A 20,194-nucleotide genomic window follows, 5' to 3' on the forward strand; every position below is an offset into this window, starting at 1 on the left:
CCGTCATGTACGACCCCACAGTCGCCCGGCTCACCTACCGGGCCCTGCTCGGCCGACGCCGGGCCGCCATCCTGTTCGTCCTGCCCGCACTGCTGCTGGTGATCGCCGCTGCCGTGCGCATGTTCGCCGGAGCCGATGACCAGGTCGCCGCGAACGTCCTCGGCGGCTTCGCCATCGCCACGATGGTGCCGCTGATCGGCGTGATCGCGGGCACCGGCGCGATCGGCCCCGAGATCGACGACGGCTCGATCGTCTACCTGCTCGCGAAGCCGGTGAAGCGGCCCACGATCATCTTCACCAAGCTGATCGTGGCCATCGCGGTGACCATGGTGTTCTCCGCCCTGCCGACGCTCCTCGCGGGCCTGATCCTGAACGGCAACGGCCAGCAGATCGCCGTCGCGTACACGATCGCGGCGCTGGTCGCCTCGATCGTGTACAGCGCCCTGTTCCTGCTGCTCGGCACGGTCAGCCGGCACGCGGTCGTCCTCGGCCTGGTCTACGCCCTGGTCTGGGAGGCCCTCTTCGGCAGCCTGGTGCCCGGTGCGCGGACGCTCAGCGTCCAGCAATGGTCCCTGGCGGTCGCCCAGAAGGTCGCGGGCGACGGCGCGGTGACCTCGGACGTCGGCCTGCCGCTCGCCACGGTCCTGCTGGTCGCGGTGACGGTCGCAGCCACCTGGTACGCGGGGCAGAAGCTGCGCACGCTGAAGCTGGCGGGCGAGGAGTGAGGGCCGCGGCCTGAGACCCGCGCGTACGACAGACGGCTCCCGCCCGGGACAGGGCGGGAGCCGTCTGTGCCGTACGACCGGACAGAAACACGTGTGGACAGGTGTGTGCGTGACCGTCGGAGCGGCTCGACAGCCTTGACCGGAACGCGGAGGTGACGCACCAGGTGGTCGGGGTGATGAGTCTGTCTGCGGTTGACGGCCGTGCAGCAGGACGTCGTGCGCCTGGACGGGCGGATGGAGTCCTTCGCCCGGCAGCTGAAGGATCTGCGCCGCCGTAGTGGTCAGCGCTGGGACCGGCGGCCCGGCACCGTGGGAAACGGTGCCGGGCCGCTGTCGGCTCGATGCCTCGTACGTACGGAGCGGCTACGGCACAGGTGCCGAGCGGAGCAGTTCCTCCAGCACCACCGAGATGCCGTCGGCCTCGTTGGACGCGGTGATCTCGTGGGCGACGGCCTTCAGATCGTCGTGGGCGTTGGCCATGGCCACGCCGTGGTGGGCCCAGCCGAACATCGGGATGTCGTTCGGCATGTCGCCGAAGGCGATCGTGTCGGCAGCCTTCACGCCGAGCCGGCGGGCGGCCAGCGAGAGGCCGGTCGCCTTGCTCAGACCCAGCGGCAGGATCTCGACCACACCGGCTCCGGCCATGACCACGTCGACCAGGCTGCCGACGGCCGCCCGCGCGGCGAAGGCCAGCGCGTCGTCGTCCAGCTCAGGATGCTGTATGTAGACCTTGTTGAGCGGGGCTGTCCACATCTCGGCGGCGTCGTCCACGAAGTGGTACGGCAGCGGCCCCTCCTGCACGAGGTAGCCGGGCCCCACCAGCACCTCGCCGTCCAGTCCGTCGCGGCTGGCCGCCAGGTGCAGCGGACCGACCTCCGCCTCGATCTTGGACAGCGCGAGACCGGCGAGCTGCCGGTCCAGGGTCAACGAGGTCAGCAGCCTGTGCTCGCCCGCGTGGTAGACCTGCGCGCCCTGACCGCAGACCGCGAGCCCCTCGTAACCGAGGTCGTCCAGGATGTGCCGGGTCCAGGGGACCGCGCGTCCGGTGACGATGATGTGCGCGGCGCCGGCCGCCGTGGCGGCGGCCAGTGCCTCGCGGGTGCGCTCGGAGACCGTGCCGTCATCGCGCAGCAGCGTGCCGTCGAGGTCGGTCGCGACGAGCTTGTAGGGGAAGGTCACTTGGCGACCGGTTCCAGGACCTCGCGCCCGCCCAGGTAGGGACGGAGCACCTCGGGAACCCGGACCGAACCGTCGGGGAGCTGGTGGTTCTCCAGGATCGCCACGATCGTGCGCGGCACGGCGCAGAGGGTGCCGTTCAGCGTGGCCAGCGGCTGGACCTTCTTGCCGTCGCGCATCCGGACGGACAGGCGGCGGGCCTGGAAGCCGTCGCAGTTCGACGCGGAGGTCAGCTCGCGGTACTTGCCCTGGGTCGGGATCCACGCCTCGCAGTCGAACTTCCGCGAGGCGGAGGCGCCGAGGTCACCGGTGGCGACGTCGATCACCTGGAAGGGCAGTTCGAGGGCGGTGAGCCACTGCTTCTCCCACTCCAGGAGCCTGCTGTGCTCGGCCTCGGCGTCCGCCGGGTCGACGTACGAGAACATCTCGACCTTGTCGAACTGATGGACGCGGAAGATCCCGCGGGTGTCCTTGCCGTACGTGCCGGCCTCGCGGCGGAAGCACGGGGAGAACCCGGCGTACCGCAGGGGCAGCTTGCCGGCGTCGATGATCTCGTCCATGTGGTACGCGGCGAGGGGGACCTCGGAGGTGCCGACCAGGTAGTAGTCGTCCTTCTCCAGGTGGTACACGTTCTCCGAGGCCTGGCCGAGGAAGCCGGTGCCCTCCATGGCGCGCGGGCGGACCAGCGCGGGGGTCAGCATCGGTACGAAGCCGGCCTCGGTGGCCTGGGCGATCGCCGCGTTGACGAGAGCGAGCTCCAGGAGCGCGCCGACGCCCGTGAGGTAGTAGAACCGCGAGCCGGAGACCTTTGCCCCGCGCTCCATGTCGATGGCGCCGAGCGCCTCGCCGAGCTCCAGGTGGTCCTTGGGCTCGAAGCCCTCGGCGCCGAAGTCGCGGATGGTGCCGTGCGTCTCCAGGACGACGAAGTCCTCCTCGCCCCCGACCGGCACGTCCTCGTGGACGATGTTGCCGAGCTGGAGCAGCAGCCGCTTGGCGTCCGCGTCGGCCTCGTCCTGGGCGGCGTCGGCCGCCTTGACGCCGGCCTTGAGCTGTTCGGCCTTCTTGAGGAGCTCGGTGCGCTCCTCAGGGGTGGCCTTGGGAATCAGCTTGCCGAGCGACTTCTGCTCGGCGCGGAGTTCGTCGAAGCGGACGCCGGACGACCTGCGCAGCTCGTCGGCGGAGAGCAGGGCGTCGACGAGGTCGACGTCCTCTCCACGGGCGCGCTGGGAGGCGCGAACACGGTCGGGGTCCTCACGGAGCAGGCGAAGGTCAATCACCCCTCCAGGCTACCGGTGCGCGGTTCTCGCACTCGAACCGATATTGCCGAGCGTGTCACTATGACCGAATTGCCGGGATTGATATTTCTGTGGGGGAATCGCGGACGGTCGCGGAGAAGGGCGGTGTCGGTATCGGTGCCGGAGTGGGGGAGGGTGCCAATAGTGGTGGTTAACTCCCCTGAACGGGGCAGAAGGTGCGGTCCGCCTTGACGTACCGGCCTTGGTCGGGGCGGGAGTTGGGGGCACGTCATCCTCTGTTGTCCACAGGGGCTCACTGCCGGAATAGTTGTCCACAGGCTGTGTGGAAGTTCTGTGGATGCCGGAGGGTGTTGTTCCGTAAGCCGGACGAAGGTCCATGGAATCTCCATCCAAACCCGTTCCGTGCGCTCTTTCGGGTGGGAATTCACCACCTCAAAGAGTTGATCAAGGGAATTCGGCGGACACGGGGTGACTCGTGCCGCCTCATGGCTCTGTGGACGGCTCCGGCGTGCCTGGGTTGATTTGTCGATGATGTCGCATTGAGTTGTCGACTTGTCCCCAGCTTGAGAGTCTCCTGTGGATAACTCTCCGGAGTGCGTGACTATCCGTAGATCGCACCGCTGCGGAGCGCGCAAGGAAGCCGCCCGGACGCCATCGCGCCGGGGCTCTCTCCCGCCCTGCCGTCAGATCCGGCCGTCCTGGCTGCGTGCCAGCCAGTCGGAGGCTTCCGTGAACGCCGCGTCCGACGTGCCCGCCCGCAGCGGCCGCACCTCGTCCGGGGAGACACCCGCCCGCGGGTACGAACCGAGGAACCGCACCTTCGGGCTGATCCGCTTCAGTCCCATCAGGGCCTCCCCGACCCGCCGGTCCGCGATGTGTCCCTCCGCGTCCACGGCGAAGCAGTAGTTGCCGATGCCCTCGCCGGTCGGGCGGGACTGGATCAGCATCAGGTTGACGCCGCGCACCGCGAACTCCTGGAGCAGCTCCAGCAGGGCGCCGGGATGGTCGTCGCCGAGCCAGATCACCACGGAGGTCTTGTCCGCACCGGTCGGTGCGGAGGGCCGGGCCGGCCGGCCCACCAGGACGAAGCGGGTCTGGGCGTTCTCCGCGTCGTGGATCTCCGTCACCAGCGGCTCCAGGCCGTAGGTGGCGGCGGCGAACTCCCCGGCGAACGCGGCGTCGTACCGCCCCTCCTGGACCAGCCGGGCCCCGTCCGCGTTGGACGCCGCCGACTCCCACAGGGCTCCGGGGAGATGGGCCGCCATCCAGTTGCGCACCTGCGGCTGGGCGGCCGGGTGCGCGGTGACCGTCTTGACGTCCGACAGCTTGGTACCGGGCCGTACCAGCAGCGCGAAGGTGATGGAGAGCAGCACCTCGCGGTAGATCATCAGCGGTTCCCCGCCGGCCAGCTCGTCCAGCGTCGCGGTGATGCCGCCCTCGACGGAGTTCTCGATCGGCACGAGCGCCGCCGCCGCCTCGCCGCTGCGTACGGCGTCGAGGGCGGCCGGCACGGAGACCATCGGGACGAGTTCCCGGGTGGCGGCTTCCGGGAGCGTACGGAGGGCGACCTCGGTGAAGGTGCCTTCGGGGCCGAGATAGGCGTAGCGCGTGGCTGACATACGGTCACCCTAATGCGCCCCGCGAGGCCCGCCGCGCTGTCTCAGAATGCGGTCGGCAAGCCGCGTCCCGGTCGCTTGTCGGCCGCCCCGGCCGGGCTCCGGGCCGCCCCTACGACTCCAGAAGCCGCTGTCCCACGTACTCGCCCTCCGCCGCCCCGCCCGGGACCGCGAACACGCCGCTCGCCTCGTGCCGGAGGAACGGCGACAACGCGTCCCCCCGGTCGAGTTTGCGCTGGACCGGCACGAAGCCCCGGAACGGGTCCGCCTGCCAGCAGACGAAGAGGAGCCCGGCGTCCGGAGCACCGTCCTCCGCGATGCCGTCGTGGTACGAGAACGGGCGGCGCAGCATGGCGGCCCCGCCGTTCTTCTCGGGCGAGGAGATCCGGGCGTGGGCGTTGTCGGGGATCACGAGCCTGCCGTCCGGGCCCGCCCTGCCGAGGTCCATCTCCGTGGTCTCGGTCCCCCCGCTCAGGGGCGCCCCGTCCGCCTTGCGCCGGCCGATGACCCGCTCCTGACGCTCCACCGGAAGCTTCTCCCAGTCGTCCAGGAGCATCCTGATCCGGCGGACGACGGCGTACGAACCGCCCTCCATCCACTCCTGCGGCTTCCCGGGCGAGGCGGGGACGAACACGCGCCGTTCGAAGTCCTCGTCGGCCGGCTTCGGGTTGCCGGTCCCGTCGATCTGGCCCATCAGGTTGCGGGCGGTCATCGGCCGGGCGGTGGCGCCGGGGGTGCGGTTGAAGCCGTTCATCTGCCACCGCACCCGTGCCGTGCCCGCGGCCTCCTTCTGGAGGGCCCGCAGCGCGTGGAAGGCGACCAGTGCGTCGTCCGCGCCGATCTGCACCCACAGGTCGCCGTTGGAGCGCTTGGCGTCGAGGGCGTCGGCGGAGAACGCGGGCAGCGGGTCGAGCGCCGCGGGCAGGCGGGCGGCCAGGCCCGTGCGCGCGAAGAACGTACGGCCGAAGCCGAAGGTGACGGTCAGGGACGACGGCCCCGCGTCCAGGGCGATCCCGGTGTCGTGGCCGGGGCCGTCCGGCCCGCCCGCCGCGGGGCGGCCCGCCATCAGCTCCTTCGCCAGCGTGGACCAGCGCCGCAGCAGCGCCGCCGCCTCCTTGCGCCCCGCGCCCGCCGTCAGGTCGAAGGCGACGAGATGGCCCCGGGCCTGAAGCGGAGTGATGATCCCCGGTTGATGTTTCCCGTGAAACATCGCCTCGGTCGCCCCGACGGTCGCCAGCGTGGCCGGCTCCTCGGGGCGCGTGGCGGCGTACCCGGCGGCCCCGCCCCCGGCCCCCAGCACCAGCCCCGTGGCGCCCGCAGCGCCCGCGGTGCCCAGCAGCCGACGCCGAGATACGCCGGTGCCGCCGCTCCCCACAACGCTGCCCGGGAAGTCGGTCGTGGCGGTCCCGTCCGGGGTCATCTTCTTCGTCTCGCTCACCGTGCTCAGCCGATCTTCACGTTCTTGTCGATGGTGACCTGGTCGATGTCCGATGTCCGTACCGTCACGTCGATCTTCCAGTCCCCGGCCATCGGGATCTGCATCCCGCTCGCCCACCAGTGCCCCTCGGCCAGCCGGTCCGGGACGACCGGCAGCGGACCGATGTCCTTGGACTCCAGAGTCAGGGCCAGCTTCAGTTCGGGGACGTCCATCGGCTTGCCGTCGCTGCCGTCGATCCACACATGCAGATTGTGGGAGCCGGAGCAGCCGGGGTTGATGTCGATGCGGACGGTGCCCTTGCCGTTCTGACCGCCGGTGTCGAACGGCATGCTCAGGCTGACCGGGCCCCCGGCGGCGGGAGCGGTCGCCGCGGTGGCGGCGCCCGCGGCCTCCTCCTCCGTACGGCCCGGTTCGGTGGACGTCAGCGTGGTGGTGACGGCCAGCAGGACGACGGCGACGACGGCTTCGGTCAGGACCGAGCGGCGCAGCCCGGAGCGCTCCGGGTCGGCGTCCCGTATCCGCTTCTTCTTCGTCGCGGTCACGGCGGCCCGCTGACGGGCCAGTTGCGCGGCGCGCTCGGGGTCGACGTCGGCCGGGGCGTCCTCCTGCTCGGTCACCTCGGTCACCGGGTCCGCCTCCTCGGTCCCGGAGGAGGCGACAGCGGGGTCCGTCAGCAGTCCCGTCCAGCGCCGGGAGAACCAGGCGACCGCGAGCAGGACGGCGATCAGCGCCACCTTGAGGATCAGCAGCTGCCCGTAGCGCGTCCCGGTCAGCGCCGACCAGGAGCCGACCTGCCGCCAGGACTGGTAGATCCCGGTCGCCGCCAGTACCACGACGCTGCCGAACGCGACCGTGGAGAAGCGCCGGACCGCGGCGCTCCCGATGTCCGGGGTCCGGTACAACGCCACCAGCAGCGAGGCGAGCCCGCCGAGCCAAGCGGCGACGGCCAGCAGGTGCAGGACGTCCACCGGCATGGCGATGGACGGCTGGATACCGGTCGAGGCGTGCTCGGACATCGCCCAGGTGGCGGCGATGCCCGCCGCGATCACACCGCCTCCGACGGCGAGGCCGAAGGTGAGGTCCTTCTTCTCCCGCTCGTCCTCGCGCCGGGCGTACGTGCCGAACAGCACGGCGATGAAGAGGGCGGCGGCCCCGAGCAGCAGCAGCCGGGAGACGAGGGCGGCGCCGGGCTCGGTGTCCAGGGCGGACTGGAGTCCGGCGAGGTCGAAGGCGTCGGCGAACTTCCCGCTGCCGGTGTACGGATGGCGCAGCAGCAGCATGACCAGGGTCGCGGCGGTCAGCGTGAGCCAGCCGCGGACCACGAGCCGCTGCATCGGCAGGGCGGTCGCGCCGCGCTGCCAGCAGACCAGGACGAACGCGCTGCCGCCGACGAGCAGGACGAATCCGCCGTACGCGGCGTAGCGCGCGATGTCGTAGACGCCGCCGACCGGGCCGCCGCCCGCTTCCTGGGAGGGCAGGGCCACCGTGGTCTCGGACGGGGCGCCGACGGAGAACGTGAAGGCGCCGGAGATCGGATGGCTGTCGGCGGAGATCGCCTTCCAGGCCACCGTGTAGGTGCCGTCCGGCAGACCGGAGTGGAGCGCGACGCCGTACCGGACGGTGCCGCCCTCGGAGAGATCGCGCGGTTCGGCGTCGGTGTCGGCGCGCTTGCCGCTGGGGTCGAGGACCCGGATGGAGTCGTCGCCCACGGCGATGGCCTCGGAGAAGCTGAGGGTCACCTCCTTGGGCGCGGTGTCCACCACCGCCCCGTCCCGCGGGTCGCTCCCGGTGAGGGCGGCGTGCGCGGACGCCGGACCCGCGCCGGCCAGCAGCAGCCCGAACACCAGGCTGACCAGCGCGGCGAGGAGCGCGGCGGCGGCGACGGGCCGTCGTGTCGGGGAGGGCCCGGCGTACGGGGCGGTGGCAGACATCGGTTCAGTCCCTCACTGCTTCTTCGGGTTGTGGGCGGTTTCCTTCACCGACAGGTCGACCTTGATGGGGTCGGCCTTCTCGAAGTGCAGCTCGACGGAGACCTTCTCGCCCTGCTTGGGCTTCTGCTTGAGCTTCATGAACATGATGTGGTTGCCACCGCGTTCGAGCTCGAGCTCGCCGTTGGCGGGCACCTCGAACGAGGAGACCTCGCGCATCTTCTGGTTCTTCGTCTCGTGGATCGTGACGTCGTCGGAGAGCGGACTGGTCACCGAGGTGAGCCGGTCCGCGGCGCCGCCGCTGTTCTGTACGACGAGGAATCCGGCGGCCATGTCGCTCACGGGCTGTGGCATGAAGGCGTCGACGACCTTCAGCTCCGGCTCGCTCTCCGACGAGCACCCGGCCGACGTCAGCCCCAGGGTCAGGGCGAGGAAGCCCGCGAGAGCCGGGCGGCGGTTCACGGGGCCTCCCCCTTGATGAGCTTGGGGAGGTCCTTCGTGTACTCCTCGGCGCTGGTGTCCTCGCCGTAGAGCACGTACCCCTTGTCCGTCTTCGGGGAGAAGGCGATGACCTGGGCGCCGTGCATCGAGACGACGGTCCCGTCCTTCTCCTTCTTCGGCGCGTCGATGCCGATGCCGATCTGCCGGGCCCCGGCCTGGATGGTCGGGAAGTCGCCGGTGAGACCGGTGAAGGAGGGATCCTGGGCGGAGAGCCACTTGCCGAGCGAGGCGGGGGTGTCGCGCTCGGGGTCGGTGGTGACGAAGACGACCTGGAGCTTTTCCTGGTCGGCCTTGGACAGCTCCCGCTTGGCGAGGGAGATGTTGCTCATGGTCAGCGGGCAGACGTCGGGGCAGTTGGTGTAGCCGAAGTAGATGAGCGTCGGCTTGCCCTTGGTCGCCTCGCGGAGGTCGTACTCCTTGCCGTTCGTGTCGGTGAGGACGAGGTTCGGCTTGGTGAACGGCTGGTCGAGGACGGTCGCGGCCTTGGCCTTCGGCGCGGCGCTGATGTCGGCGACGGCCGAGGAGCCCGCCTCGTCGTCACCGGTGCCGCAGGCGGAGAGGGCCAGTGCGGCCGCGGCGGCGAACGCCACGGCCGTCACTGCTGCTTTGTTGTTGCGCATGAAAGAGGTGTCCTGAACGTGGTGCGGGTGAGGGAACCGGCCGGTCAGGCCGAGCGGCGACGTCCGGCGAGCACACCGAACGCGATGCCCCCGATGCCGATGACGATGCCGATGATGCCCAGCGTGCGGGCGGTGGTGTCGCTGGAGGAGGAGGACGCGGCGGTGCTGCTCTCCTCGGACGACGCCTTGGTGTCGGCGGCCTTGTGGTCGTCGGCCTCCTTGGCGTCGTCGGCCGCGCCGCCGTGGTGGTCCTCGGCGGCGGCGGTCAGCTTCAGGACGGGGGCCGGGCTGTCGGGCTCGTCGCCGTCCGCCGTGGGCTCCTCGATCCAGCGGACGACTTCCTTGTTGTCGTACGTCTGGATCGCCTTGAAGACGAGCTGGTCGGCGTCCTCGGGAAGCGCGCCGACGGAGACCGGGAACTGCTGGAAGTAGCCGGGGGCGATCTCGCTGTCGTCCGCGGTCCAGGTCACCTTGGAGACGGCCTCGGTGATCTTCTTGCCGTGCACTTCAAGAGGCTTGTCGAGCTTGCTCTTGTCGACCTTGATCTTCCAGCCGGGGACGGCCTGCGGGGTGACGGACGACAGCGGGTGGCCGGCCGGGAAGTTCACTTCGAGCTTCACCGTCGAGGCCTGGTCGCGCTCGTTGGGGACCTTGAAGTTGAGCGTGGCGTATCCGCCCTTGGCGGCCTCGCCCACCGGCTGGACGCTGACATGGGCGGCGGCCGGGCCGGTGATCAGCAGGACGGTGGACGCGGCGACGCCGCCGGCGAGGGCGATACGGGAAAGCTTCATGGCAGGAATCTCCACAGGGAAACGGAACATGGTGGTCCGGCGCGCGGATGCGCGGCGGCATCACGACACCTCGTGGTCCGGTTCCGTGGGCGTGCGCGCACAGGGATGTGCACGGACGGGCTCCGCGGGGGCGGTGGGAGGCGTCGCGTCAGGCTGCGAGGGCGTACGGGGCCGGAGGCCCGCGCCTGATCACCAGGTGCTGCAGAGGATCCCCGGCGGCGGGTACCGGTACGTCGTCGGAGGGGCGCGGAACGCGCGGCCCGGCCACGAGCTGCTCGCGCGCCCCCGACCGCAGCGCGCGGACGAGGGCGAGCGCGGCCCGCAGGGACCGCAGCCGGGCCCCGGCCGCCAGCGCCTGGGCGCTGTGGGCGGAGAGTCGGGCCAGCCCGAAGAGGGCGATCTCGCCGCGCCGCAGCAGCCAGCCGGTGGCGAGCGCGACGAGGACGTGGGCCAGGAACATCGGCAGGTCCGGCAGCAGTGCGGACACCGCGGCGCACATCTGCGCGATGCCGGAGGCGCCGTCCGGAGCCGCTGACGCGGCGGTCTGCGCCGCCCCGCCGCCCGCCGCGAGATGGCCGTGGCCCCCCGCGAGCGCCGACGGGTCGATGCCCGCGGTGGAGACGATGCGGTGGGCGTCGGCCGCGTTCAGCTGCGCCGGGCCGGCGCCGCACACGAGGCCGGCGGCGAACCGGATGAGCGGACCGTCGCCGCCCGTGGACGCGGCGGCGGCCGGGGCACCGGCGTGGCTGCCGTACGCGAAGAGCACGTGCAGGAGGATCTGTCCGCCGGCCAGCGCGCCCACGATCGACGGAAGGGAACGTTCCCGTCCGGCGAGGACGGTGGCGACGGCGAGGACGCCGAGGAACCCGGCGAGCAGTGTCCACGCGGGGACGGCCGTTCCGGCGGCGAACGCGTGCCCGGCCGCGGACAGCACGACGCAGACCGCGGTGAACACCGCGGCCCTCATGAGCCGCAGACCGGCTCCGGCGCGTGCGAGAGGCGTGGACATGGCCGGGACATCATCGCACTGCACCCTCCTGCGCCGTACGGCAGGTCCGGAAGATCAGGGTCCGTCCCCAACCGCGCTTGTTGCGCCTTCTCGCGGGGGATGTACGGACCGGGGGCGCGCACCCGGGGGCACGGACGGACCCCTGTTGACCTGCGGCCGGGCGGGTCCTTACACCGGGCGGCCGAATATCCGCATCCGCCGAATGAGGGCTCTCCCACCTGATCCGTGCTTACGAAGTGTCGAGGGCGGCAATACGTACCGATACGTCGAGCCGCAGCCAGGAGGCTGAAAGATGAGCATCTGGTGGTCTCTCCATTTGCGGCGCGAAGCTGCGAGCGTTCCGCTCGCCCGTCGTTTTCTGCTCGGCACCATGGAAACCGCAGGGGTGGATCCGGACATCTCCTTCGACCTGTCGGTCGCGCTCAGCGAGGCCTGTGCGAACGCCGTCGAACACGGCGGCCGCCGGACGGGTCGCGGGGAGCTCGAGGATTCCGGGTACGGACGCCCTCCCGCGGACTCCGGGCAGTACCGGGTCACGGCCTATCTGGACGGCGAGAAATGCCGTATCGAGGTCAGCGACTCGGGGCCGGGCTTTCCCGCCCGGCGCGCGCTTCGCCCAGCCGCGCATTCCGAACAGCACGCGCAGTACCCGCGGCACGCGCAGCCCCCGCGGGATACCGAAGCCGAGAGCGGCCGGGGTCTGGACCTCATCCAGCAGCTCTCCGACCACGTCCAGTTCGGCAACCGGCCGGGCCACGGCGCCGTGGTGCGCTTCGACAAGGTCCTGAAATGGCGCGAGGGCGCGCTGCTCACGGTGTAGTGAGCGGCGCGCCCTGCGCGGTGTGTCGTCGTACGGGACGGATCAGCCCTTGAGCCGTGCCATCCAGGCCTCGACCTCGTCCGCCCGGCGGGGCAGCGTGTCGGAGAGGTTCCGGTTGCCGTCCTCGGTGACGAGGATGTCGTCCTCGATCCGGACGCCGATGCCCCGGTACTCCTCGGGCACGGTCAGGTCGTCGGCCTGGAAGTAGAGACCGGGCTCGACCGTCAGGCAGACGCCTGGCTCCAGCGTGCCGTTGACGTACGCCTCGGTGCGCGCGGCGGCGCAGTCGTGGACGTCCATGCCGAGCATGTGGCCGGTGCCGTGGAGGGTCCAGCGGCGCTGGAGGCCCAGCTCCAGGACCTTGTCCACGGACAGGTCGCCGAGCAGGCCCCACTCGACGAGCTTCTCGGCGAGCACCCGCTGCGCGGCGTCGTGGAAGTCGCGGTAGTCGGCACCGGGCTTCACGGCGGCGATGCCCGCCTCCTGGGCCTCGTACACCGCGTCGTAGATCTTGCGCTGGAGCGGCGAGAACGTGCCGTTGATCGGCAGGGTGCGCGTCACGTCGGCGGTGTAGAGCTCGTTGGTCTCGACACCGGCGTCCAGGAGCAGCAGCTCGCCCGCGCGGACGGCACCGTCGTTGCGGACCCAGTGCAGGGTGGTGGCGTGCGGGCCGGCGGCGCAGATCGAGCCGTAGCCGATGTCGTTGCCCTCGATGCGGGCGCGCAGGAAGAACGTGCCCTCGATGAAGCGCTCGCTGGTCGCCTCGGCCTTGTCCAGGCTCTTCACGACGTCCTCGAAGCCACGCGCGGTGGCGTCGCACGCCTTCTGCAGCTCGGCGATCTCGAAGGCGTCCTTCACCAGACGGGCCTCGGAGAGGTGGACGCGCAGTTCCTCGTCGCGCTCCGCGGTGACCTTGTCGGTGAGGGCGGCCTCGATGCCGGCGTCGTGCCCGCGCACATTGCGGACCGGGCCGGTGGCCTCGGTCAGCGCGGCGGCCAGCTCGCGGACGTCCTTCGCGGGGATGCCCAGCAGCTGCTCGGCCTCGGTGAGGGAGTTCCGCCGGCCGACCCACAGCTCGCCCTGGCCGTCGAGCCAGAACTCGCCGTTCTCCCGGTTGGAGCGCGGCAGCAGGTAGACGGTCGCCTCGTGGCCGCTGTCACCTGTCGGCTCCAGGACGAGCACGCCGTCCTGGGTCTGGTCACCGGTGAGGTACGCGTACTCGGTGGAGGCGCGGAAGGCGTACTCGGTGTCGTTGGAGCGGGTCTTCAGGTTGCCCGCGGGGATGACCAGGCGCTCGCCGGGGAAGCGGGCGGAGAGCGCGGCGCGCCGGGCGGCGGTGTACTCGGCCTGGGCGATCGGCTGGAGGTCGTGCAGCTCCGTGTCGGCCCAGCCCGACTTCATGTTGTCGGCGAGCTCGTCGGAGACGCCCGGGTACAGGCCGTTCTTCCGCTGCTTGACCGGTTCCGCCGCTTCGTTCTCTTCGGTCTCCTGCTCCGGGTTCTCCGGAATGAGCTCCTCAGACACGATTTGTCTCTCCTTGATACGACACTGGACCATCACCCATCGTACGGGCGTGCGGAAGGGGGCCCAGGGCCGAAGGGCCTATTACCGGAGAGACTCCCCGACGTCAGTCGAAGCGGGCGGCGAGGATCACGACGTCCTCGGCGGAATCGCTCCGGTCCAGGCCGTCGGGGAGCATGACGCACAGGACGTGGTCGGCGACGGCCGCCGGATCGTGCCGCTCGGTCTTCGGTACGGAAGCGGCGGCGGAGTGCAGCCGGGCGAAGGCGCGGTCCACCGGGTCCCCGGTGCGGCGCAGCAGCCCGTCCGTGTAGAGCAGCACGGTCTCGCCGGGAGCGGGGCTGAACTCCACGCTCGGCGCCTCCCAGCAGGCGAGCATCCCCAGCGGGGCGGAGAGCGTGGTCTCGACGAACTCGCAGCGCCGCTCGCCGAGTACCAGCGGTGGGGTGTGGCCGGCACCGGCCAGCACGACCTTGCGGGCGGCGGGTTCGCAGTAGGCGAACAGGGCGGTCGCGGTCCGCGCGGGCTCGGTGAGCCGCAGCAGCAGTTCCAGGTCGGAGAGGACGGCTACGGGATCCTCGCCCTCCATCACGGCGTACGCCCGCAGACTGGCGCGCAGCCGGCCCATGGCGGCCATGGCGCTCGGTCCGGACCCGCCGACGGAGCCGACGGCGAGGCCGAGCGTGCGGTCGGGCAGCGGCAGCGCGTCGTACCAGTCGCCGCCGCCCCGGGGGCCGGTGCGGTGCCGGGCGGCGAGCTGGACGCCGGGGATCCGGGGCAGCCGGCTGGGCAGCAGTTCCTCGGCGACGGCGGCGACGTCCGCGCGGGCGCGCTCCAGCTCGACCAGGCGGGCCAGGTGCTCGGTGGCGTAGCGCGCGTAGAGGCCGGCGAGGTGGCGCTGTTTCTGTGCGGGCTCGGCCGGTTCGTCGTAGAGCCAGACGGCCGCGCCGAGCCGTCCGGCCGCCTCGGAGGCGAGCGGGAGGGCGTAGCTCGCGGCGTAGCCGAGCCGGGTGGCGACCTCCCGGTGCCGGGGGTCCAGGTCCTGCTCGCCGAGCAGGTCGGGGCTGGTGACCCCGGCGGCGGTGTCCGGGAGCCCGTCGAGGACGCGGCCGAGGGCGGTGGCCGCGCGCGGCACGGTCTCCAGGTGTCCGAGCTCGGCGTGGGAGAGCCCGAGGCCGAGGACGCTGGAGGGGCCCGCGCCGTTCGCCGGTTCCAGAACGAGAAGTCCGCGGCGGGCGCCGACGAGGGCGGCTCCGGCGCGCAGCAGCTCGTCGAGTGCGTCGTCGAGAGTGCTCGTCCCGGCCAGCCGCTCGGTGAGTTCGTGCAGGGTGGTGAGGTCCGAGACCCAGCCCGCCAGCCGGTCCTGGATGAAGGCTCCGGGCGGACCCGGGACCTCCGTCAGGGGAGCGGAAGTGTGCGTTGAAACCGGAACCTCTGGATCGATTCCGGCCACTTTCGGCAAGTGTGGGGCGCTCATGGCAGCCAGCTTTCCGACCGGTACGATTCGTCGAATAGCATCGCAAACCCCCATGTGATTCTGCGCCACTATCAATGTGTCCACATGTACACGCACAAGTAACCCGATGTCCAGCATTGTCCCTACAGGTACCGGGCGATTCGCACCCTTCCAGTGTCGGCTAACTTGGCTGAAAAATGCACCCTACGGACGCTATTTGCGATCGACTGGGGCTGCTTCAACAGGGGTACCTCCGGGGTCAGGTCGCCGGAGGAGCGTCATTCCGGGCATGCTGGGTACGTAAACGGTGTTGCGCGGGTGCGGTTGTGATCGCCAAGGAACCCGGCAGCGGGTTCGGGCGTCCTTACCCGTGAAGGCGACGCCCCTGCCCCGGACGGCGGGGTTCGCATCAGGGGCGGCAGGCGAGGCGCATGCCACCCTCACCCAGCGATCGCCGGCCCGGCTCGACCCGCTCGGCTCGACCCGCACGACTCCAGGGCAGCACGACTCCGCTCGGTCAGTTCGACCTCGTTGGGCTCCGTTCGGTCAGTTCGGCTCCGTTCGGTTCGACTCCGCTCGATTCTGCTCGGTCAGGCACTGTTCCACCCCAGATCGGTTCTATTCGGATCGGTTCCACTCGGCTCGGCTCGGCTCACGCTCGGTACCGACGGCACGCCCGTACCGCAGAACTGATGAGCACGTACGCACAGCGAAGAGATACGCACGTGGTGTCACGCACGCGTGCTGTCATGTGGACTCGGCGTTCAACGGAAAGGAACGAGCGCTCATGCGCGAGATCCTCGGAAGGCGACGCAGGCTCCGGCGCAAGGAGGGGACCGCCCGGCTCGACGCGGCCCTGACCTGCGCCACCGTATGGCAATGGCCCGTGGTCCCCGGAGTGGGGACGGCGCAGGCCAACCTGCCCGGTGAGAGCGGCGGCCTTGGCTGCGCCTGCCCCGAACCCGACTGCGCCGTACCGGGCGCACACCCCTTGGAACCCGGCCTGCTGGCGGCCACCACGGACGAGCGCATGGTGCGCTGGTGGTGGTCCAACCGCCCCGCCGCCCCCGTGATGCTGGCGACCGGCGGCCGCGCGCCCTGCGCGGTGAGCCTGCCCGCCGTGGCCGGCGCCAGAGCGCTGAGCGCCCTGGACGTCCTCGGCATGCGGCTCGGCCCCGTCGTCGCGACGCCCACCCGGTGGTCGCTGCTGGTGGCCCCGTACACCCTGGAACGGCTCGGCGAACTGCTGTACGCGAAGGACTGGGTGCCCAGCTCGCTCCGGTTCCACGGCGAGGGCGGCTACCTCGTCCTGCCACCGTCCCGGACGGGCGCGGGCCAGGTCCGCTGGGAGAGGCCTCCCGCGTCGCCCCGGGCCTCCTCCACAGCCTCCCCCGCCGCCCCGGTGTCCCGCGGGCGGACGAAGGGCGGTGCCCCCGTGGCCGCGGCGCCCTGGCTCCCGGACGTCGAAGGCGTCCTGGACGCCCTGGTCGAGGCGAGCACCGGAGCCCCGGGCGGCGGCAGCCGGCTCGCCTACTGACGCCTCAGGACGGACAAGCCGGACGTCCGGCTCACTCGAACGGGTGTGAGCCGGACCCGATCCGTGGTGAACGGGTGCCGGGCGGCCCGGCGGCGCGCATTCCGCCGATATCGTCGCCCCGTCGTCAGGAATTCCGCGCAGTCGCCAGGTGGGGCCACCATGAATCTCCGCATGATCGGTCTCGCGGCAGCCGTCGTGTTCGGGTGTCTCGTTCCCCTGGTCGCTTCCGCGGATCCCGCCGTTGCTCCGGATGTCGTATCGGGTGATCCGGGCGACGCGAAATTTCCCGGCAGGTTGCCAGAAAGCCTTGGACCAAGGGTTTCTGAGGGCTTGTCCGAAGGTGATGCCGTCGCCCATTCTTCGACGCTGCCGAAATCGCCATCGAGAAGGCGCGAAGAAGCCGGTCCCCCGTCTGAGTTCGATCGTACGGATGTGGCGGCGCGGTGCGGGCCCGAGCTGGTCGCACCGGAGGGCGTCGAGGCGCAGACCTGCGTCATGACCGAGGGCGGCGAGACCTGGGCGCGCACCTACTACCGGAACGCGACCGGTGAGGTACTCCGGCCCCTGCTCACGCTGCTGGGGCCGGGCGGGCGGACCGTGGAGCTGCACTGCGCGCCGGCCGCGCACGACGAGCCGGGCACCTGCGAGACGCCGCGGGTCCCTTCATCGGGTGCGCCCCGGTCCGCCACGGCGGTGGCGGAGTTCGTGGGCGCGGGACCGGTGGACGAGGCACCGCTGCTGCTCCGCGCCGGATCCGAACGGGCGCCGGGGGCCGGGGACTGATCCGGGGCCTACGGTCTCCGCACCCGGAGGTGTCGCAGGGCGGGCCGCAGCCGGAAACGAGGACGCCCGGTCGCTGGCGACGGGGGATGCACCAGCGACCGGGCTTCTAGAACCGTAACAAGAGATCTGCCGTTCGCAAATTCGATCTCGCCTGTAGGGACGCCGATTTACTTACGAGTACGGCGAGTTGTGACGCGGGTCACCGCCTGGGGTGCCCTGTCGTCACTGTCAGCTGAGGGTCACCTGGCGGTTGGTGAGACCGCCCCGGGCGCGGCGTTCCTCGGCGGTGAGCGGGGCGTCGGACGCGAGCGCCGTCGCCAGTCGCTCGGCGAACTCCACGGCCGGCTTCTCGCACGCCTCGGCGCCCATCGAGCTCGGCAGGTCCCAGACGGGGACCACGAGCCCGTGTGCCCGGAACGAGCCGACCAGGCGGGTGTCGTCGCCGAGCGAGGAGGTGCCCGCGGCGTGCAGCCGGGCGAGCGCGTCGAGGAGCTGCTCCTCGGGGTGCGGCATGACCCAGCGCAGGTGGTTCTTCTCCGGGGTCTCGCACCAGTACGCGGCGTCGACGCCGGACAGCAGCGTCGTCGGGATCGCGGCGGCGTTCGCGCGCTCCAGGGAGGCGGACACCTCCGGCGTGGCGTTCTCCGCGTCCGGCACCCAGAACTCGAACCCGGAGTGCACGTCCGGCTCGAAAGCGGCGTCGGGGGCGAGGAGGTCCTGGAGGCGCGGACCGTCGGCCGGTACGCGGCGGGCGGTGACCGGGGAGCCGGGCTCGGCCTCCAGGGCGCGCTGGAGGGTGTCCGCGAGGTCGCGGCTGAGGTCGCCGGACGAGGTGTCGTTCTGGAGGGCGAGCAGGACGGAACCGTCGTCGCGGCGCAGCGCCGGCCAGGCCATCGGCAGGACCGTCGCGAGCGTCACCGACGGAACTCCCTCGGGCAGCCCGTCCTTGAGGGTCAGCTCGACGGTGGCGGCGGGCACCAGCTCGCGCAGCGCGACCCAGTCGCACTCGCCCGCGAGTCCCTCGAAGGGGCGGTGCACGAGCTCGGTCACGGCGTGGGCGGCGGCGCGTCCGTGACACGCCTTGTAACGACGGCCCGATCCGCACGGGCAGGGCTCACGGGCCCCGACGACCGGGATCTCACCGTCCTTGAGCTGCTGCTTCCCGGCCTTGGACTGAGGGCGCTTCTTGGCCATGGTGGGCATTCTCCCGATTGCGACAGTGCGGACTCGGCGCGAGCCTAGCGGCCCGGGGAGCCTCGCTCGGCGCACGTACGCGCTCGGACCGTTCCGTCCGGGCGGTCGGGCCGTTCCGTCCGTGCGCTCAGGTTGCGTCGTCCGGGCGCTCAGCCGACGTCGTCGAAGGCCTCGGAGAAGTCCAGGCCCTCGAACCCGGTGAGCCCGCCGACACCGTGCGCGCCGACGCCGTTGCCGCCGACGCCGTTCGAGTCGATGCCGTTCGAGGTGATGCCGTTCGCGTCGGAGCAGGTGCCGCCGTTGCCGCCGATGCCGGGCGGCTTCTTCGCGGAGACCAGGGCCCAGACGGTGACTTCGCCGGACGAGTCGTCCCTTACGCCCCACTCCTGGGCCAGGGCGCTGATGATGTTGAGGCCCCGGCCGCCGCGAGCCGTCACCGAAGGAGTGGCCGGAACCGGGCGGGTCGGGCCGCCGCCGTCCGTGACCTCCACGGTGAGCCCGCCGCCGGTGTCCACCCGCCAGGCGGCGCGGATGTCCCCGTCGCCCACGTCGGTGTGCCGCCCCAGGGGCCTGCCGTGCCGGCAGGCGTTGCTGAGAAGTTCGGAAAGGATCAGAACGGCGTCGTCGACGACCGCGTCCGACACCCCGTTGCCGCGCAACTGCTCACGCATCCGGTGTCGTGCCTGCCCCACGCCGGCAGGGCCATGAGGAATGGCCATGCTCGACGACGCGGGCACTTCTTGTGCCACCACCAACGCCACCCCCGAGACCTCCTTTGCCCCACGCCACGGGTTGGATGCCCCACTGAGCTGGGCCGGAAACCGGCCGATGCGCTGCGGGTGACGCACTCGTAACGATCGAACGCGCAGCGAATGCGCCGGTGCACACCCCGTAACGGCCGAGGTCGGGGGCCTGGCGGGTCCTCATCCGTACTAAATGCGGCCCAGTTGGGACAGAACCTGCTTAGGGCGGTTGGTGATGATCGCCTCGACGCCGAGTTCGGCGCACAGGTCGACGTCGGCCGGTTCGTTCACGGTCCACACGTGCACCCGGTGCCCCGCACGGTGCAGTCGTTCGATGTATCCGGGCTGGCCGCGCACGATCCGCATGCCCGGCCCCGCGATCCGGGACCCGGCGGGCAGCCGCCCGTCGCGCATCCGGGGCGAGACGAACTGCATCAGGTAGACCGTGGGCAGCGTGGGCGCGGCGGCCTGGACGCGTTGCAGGGAGCGGCCCGAGAAGCTCATGATGCGGATGGGGGAGGGCTCGTCGGCCGGCGGTGCGGACAGGCCGAAGCGGTTCAGCAGGTGCAGGAGCCGCTCCTCGACCTGTCCGGCCCAGCGGGTGGGGTGCTTCGTCTCGATGGCCAGCTGCAGCGGCCGCCCGGTGGCCCGTACCTCGGTGAAGAGCTCCAGGAGCCGTTCCAGGGTGAGTACGGAGGTGAGCTCGCCCGGCACCGGATCCCAGTCGGGCGACTCCTCGCGGTCCTTCCAGGAGCCGAAGTCGAGGGCGGCGAGGTCGGCGAGCTCCAGCGCCGACACGGCACCGCGCCCGTTGGACGTTCGGTTCACCCGCCGGTCGTGGACGCAGACGAGATGGCCGTCGGCGGTGAGCCGGACATCGCATTCCAGCGCGTCGGCACCGTCCTCGATCGCCTTGCGATAGGCGGCCAGGGTGTGCTCGGGGGCGTCGTCGGAGGCCCCGCGGTGGGCGATGACCTGGATGGAGGTGTGCGCGCTGCGCTGCCGTGCGTGGGTCACCCGGGCCATGGTGTCACCGCCGCGGGAGTGGCTGAGCACATGTCACCCTGGAGGTCTGTTTTG

General features: G+C 71.3%; 18 protein-coding genes. 4 read left to right on the top strand and 14 right to left on the bottom strand.

What is annotated here, in order from left to right; genetic code table 11:
- Nucleotides 1-5 precede the first annotated feature (5 nt).
- Nucleotides 6-725 (top strand): ABC transporter permease, encoded by a 720-nt coding sequence (locus IG90_RS0101450; protein WP_030576132.1) that lies wholly within the window; start codon nt 6-8, stop codon nt 723-725.
- A 363-nt stretch (nt 726-1,088) separates the two neighbouring features.
- On the opposite strand, the gene IG90_RS0101455 is transcribed toward IG90_RS0101450, so the two are convergent.
- The 9 genes from IG90_RS0101455 to IG90_RS0101495 all read right to left on the bottom strand — a co-directional run bounded on the left by IG90_RS0101455 (nt 1,089) and on the right by IG90_RS0101495 (nt 11,060).
- Entirely contained in the window at nt 1,089-1,904 is an 816-nt protein-coding gene (locus IG90_RS0101455) for an HAD family hydrolase (protein WP_030576135.1), read from the bottom strand.
- A complete protein-coding gene (gene serS, locus IG90_RS0101460; RefSeq protein ID WP_030576137.1) occupies nt 1,901-3,178 on the bottom strand; it encodes a serine--tRNA ligase in 1,278 nt (425 codons plus the stop codon). Before serS ends, IG90_RS0101455 begins: the two co-directional genes overlap by 4 nt.
- A gap of 662 nt (nt 3,179-3,840) precedes the next feature.
- Nucleotides 3,841-4,776, bottom strand: a complete 936-nt coding sequence (gene pheA / locus IG90_RS0101465) for a prephenate dehydratase (protein ID WP_030576140.1) — start codon at nt 4,774-4,776, stop codon at nt 3,841-3,843.
- A gap of 109 nt (nt 4,777-4,885) precedes the next feature.
- Nucleotides 4,886-6,193 carry an iron uptake transporter deferrochelatase/peroxidase subunit gene (efeB, locus tag IG90_RS0101470; protein ID WP_033893514.1) on the bottom strand — a complete coding sequence of 436 codons (1,308 nt, stop codon included), beginning with the start codon at nt 6,191-6,193 and terminating at the stop codon, nt 4,886-4,888.
- A 23-nt stretch (nt 6,194-6,216) separates the two neighbouring features.
- Nucleotides 6,217-8,142, bottom strand: coding sequence for a copper resistance CopC/CopD family protein (locus tag IG90_RS0101475; RefSeq protein ID WP_030576144.1), 1,926 nt, complete (start codon nt 8,140-8,142; stop codon nt 6,217-6,219).
- 12 nt (nt 8,143-8,154) lie between these two features.
- Nucleotides 8,155-8,601 carry a copper chaperone PCu(A)C gene (locus IG90_RS0101480; protein WP_030576146.1) on the bottom strand — a complete coding sequence of 149 codons (447 nt, stop codon included), beginning with the start codon at nt 8,599-8,601 and terminating at the stop codon, nt 8,155-8,157.
- Nucleotides 8,598-9,260, bottom strand: coding sequence for an SCO family protein (locus IG90_RS0101485; protein WP_030576149.1), 663 nt, complete (start codon nt 9,258-9,260; stop codon nt 8,598-8,600). Before IG90_RS0101485 ends, IG90_RS0101480 begins: the two co-directional genes overlap by 4 nt.
- 44 nt (nt 9,261-9,304) lie before the next feature.
- Nucleotides 9,305-10,051, bottom strand: a complete 747-nt coding sequence (locus IG90_RS0101490; RefSeq protein WP_030576152.1) for a YcnI family copper-binding membrane protein — start codon at nt 10,049-10,051, stop codon at nt 9,305-9,307.
- 148 nt (nt 10,052-10,199) lie between these two features.
- The gene (locus tag IG90_RS0101495; RefSeq protein ID WP_030576155.1) at nt 10,200-11,060 is read right to left on the bottom strand and encodes a hypothetical protein; all 861 of its coding nucleotides are present in this window, start codon (nt 11,058-11,060) and stop codon (nt 10,200-10,202) included.
- 292 nt (nt 11,061-11,352) lie between these two features.
- Between IG90_RS0101495 and IG90_RS0101500 the strand changes: the two genes are divergently transcribed.
- Nucleotides 11,353-11,880 carry an ATP-binding protein gene (locus IG90_RS0101500; RefSeq protein WP_030576157.1) on the top strand — a complete coding sequence of 176 codons (528 nt, stop codon included), beginning with the start codon at nt 11,353-11,355 and terminating at the stop codon, nt 11,878-11,880.
- Between the two features lie 42 nt (nt 11,881-11,922).
- On the opposite strand, the gene IG90_RS0101505 is transcribed toward IG90_RS0101500, so the two are convergent.
- Both IG90_RS0101505 and IG90_RS0101510 read right to left on the bottom strand, forming a co-directional pair.
- Nucleotides 11,923-13,404, bottom strand: a complete 1,482-nt coding sequence (locus tag IG90_RS0101505) for an aminopeptidase P family protein (protein WP_030576159.1) — start codon at nt 13,402-13,404, stop codon at nt 11,923-11,925.
- A 103-nt stretch (nt 13,405-13,507) separates the two neighbouring features.
- Nucleotides 13,508-14,995, bottom strand: a complete 1,488-nt coding sequence (locus IG90_RS0101510) for a PP2C family protein-serine/threonine phosphatase (RefSeq protein ID WP_209443534.1) — start codon at nt 14,993-14,995, stop codon at nt 13,508-13,510.
- A 649-nt stretch (nt 14,996-15,644) separates the two neighbouring features.
- Between IG90_RS0101510 and IG90_RS0101515 the strand changes: the two genes are divergently transcribed.
- Nucleotides 15,645-16,394: a bifunctional DNA primase/polymerase gene (locus tag IG90_RS0101515; RefSeq protein ID WP_030576168.1), complete on the top strand. Its 750-nt coding sequence runs from the start codon at nt 15,645-15,647 to the stop codon at nt 16,392-16,394.
- 432 nt (nt 16,395-16,826) lie between these two features.
- Complete coding sequence (locus tag IG90_RS45465) at nt 16,827-17,177, top strand: hypothetical protein (protein WP_078585118.1); 351 nt, start codon at nt 16,827-16,829, stop codon at nt 17,175-17,177.
- A gap of 228 nt (nt 17,178-17,405) precedes the next feature.
- Here the strand turns inward: IG90_RS45465 and IG90_RS0101525 are convergent, their stop codons facing one another.
- The 3 genes from IG90_RS0101525 to IG90_RS0101535 all read right to left on the bottom strand — a co-directional run bounded on the left by IG90_RS0101525 (nt 17,406) and on the right by IG90_RS0101535 (nt 20,140).
- On the bottom strand, nt 17,406-18,371 hold the full coding sequence (locus IG90_RS0101525; protein ID WP_030576174.1) for a DUF5926 family protein: 966 nt from the start codon (nt 18,369-18,371) through the stop codon (nt 17,406-17,408).
- A gap of 149 nt (nt 18,372-18,520) precedes the next feature.
- Nucleotides 18,521-19,219, bottom strand: coding sequence for an ATP-binding protein (locus IG90_RS0101530; protein WP_078585119.1), 699 nt, complete (start codon nt 19,217-19,219; stop codon nt 18,521-18,523).
- Between the two features lie 84 nt (nt 19,220-19,303).
- Complete coding sequence (locus tag IG90_RS0101535) at nt 19,304-20,140, bottom strand: glycerophosphodiester phosphodiesterase (RefSeq protein WP_030576180.1); 837 nt, start codon at nt 20,138-20,140, stop codon at nt 19,304-19,306.
- Nucleotides 20,141-20,194 lie beyond the last annotated feature (54 nt).

Origin of the sequence: Streptomyces anulatus (assembly GCF_000721175.1) — a bacterium.
In the GTDB taxonomy this organism is placed as follows: Bacteria; Actinomycetota; Actinomycetes; order Streptomycetales; family Streptomycetaceae; genus Streptomyces; species Streptomyces anulatus_C.

Coding starts and splice junctions, on each gene's coding strand:
- IG90_RS0101450 (WP_030576132.1), top strand. CDS start 6: ATGTACGACCCCACAGTCGCCCGGCTCACCTACCGGGCCCTGCTCGGC.
- IG90_RS0101495 (WP_030576155.1), bottom strand. CDS start 11,060: ATGTCCACGCCTCTCGCACGCGCCGGAGCCGGTCTGCGGCTCATGAGG.
- IG90_RS0101500 (WP_030576157.1), top strand. CDS start 11,353: ATGAGCATCTGGTGGTCTCTCCATTTGCGGCGCGAAGCTGCGAGCGTT.
- pheA (WP_030576140.1), bottom strand. CDS start 4,776: ATGTCAGCCACGCGCTACGCCTATCTCGGCCCCGAAGGCACCTTCACC.
- IG90_RS0101485 (WP_030576149.1), bottom strand. CDS start 9,260: ATGCGCAACAACAAAGCAGCAGTGACGGCCGTGGCGTTCGCCGCCGCG.
- efeB (WP_033893514.1), bottom strand. CDS start 6,193: ATGACCCCGGACGGGACCGCCACGACCGACTTCCCGGGCAGCGTTGTG.
- IG90_RS0101535 (WP_030576180.1), bottom strand. CDS start 20,140: ATGGCCCGGGTGACCCACGCACGGCAGCGCAGCGCGCACACCTCCATC.
- IG90_RS0101475 (WP_030576144.1), bottom strand. CDS start 8,142: ATGTCTGCCACCGCCCCGTACGCCGGGCCCTCCCCGACACGACGGCCC.
- IG90_RS0101490 (WP_030576152.1), bottom strand. CDS start 10,051: ATGAAGCTTTCCCGTATCGCCCTCGCCGGCGGCGTCGCCGCGTCCACC.
- IG90_RS0101515 (WP_030576168.1), top strand. CDS start 15,645: ATGCGCGAGATCCTCGGAAGGCGACGCAGGCTCCGGCGCAAGGAGGGG.
- IG90_RS0101510 (WP_209443534.1), bottom strand. CDS start 14,995: ATGCTGGACATCGGGTTACTTGTGCGTGTACATGTGGACACATTGATA.
- IG90_RS0101525 (WP_030576174.1), bottom strand. CDS start 18,371: ATGGCCAAGAAGCGCCCTCAGTCCAAGGCCGGGAAGCAGCAGCTCAAG.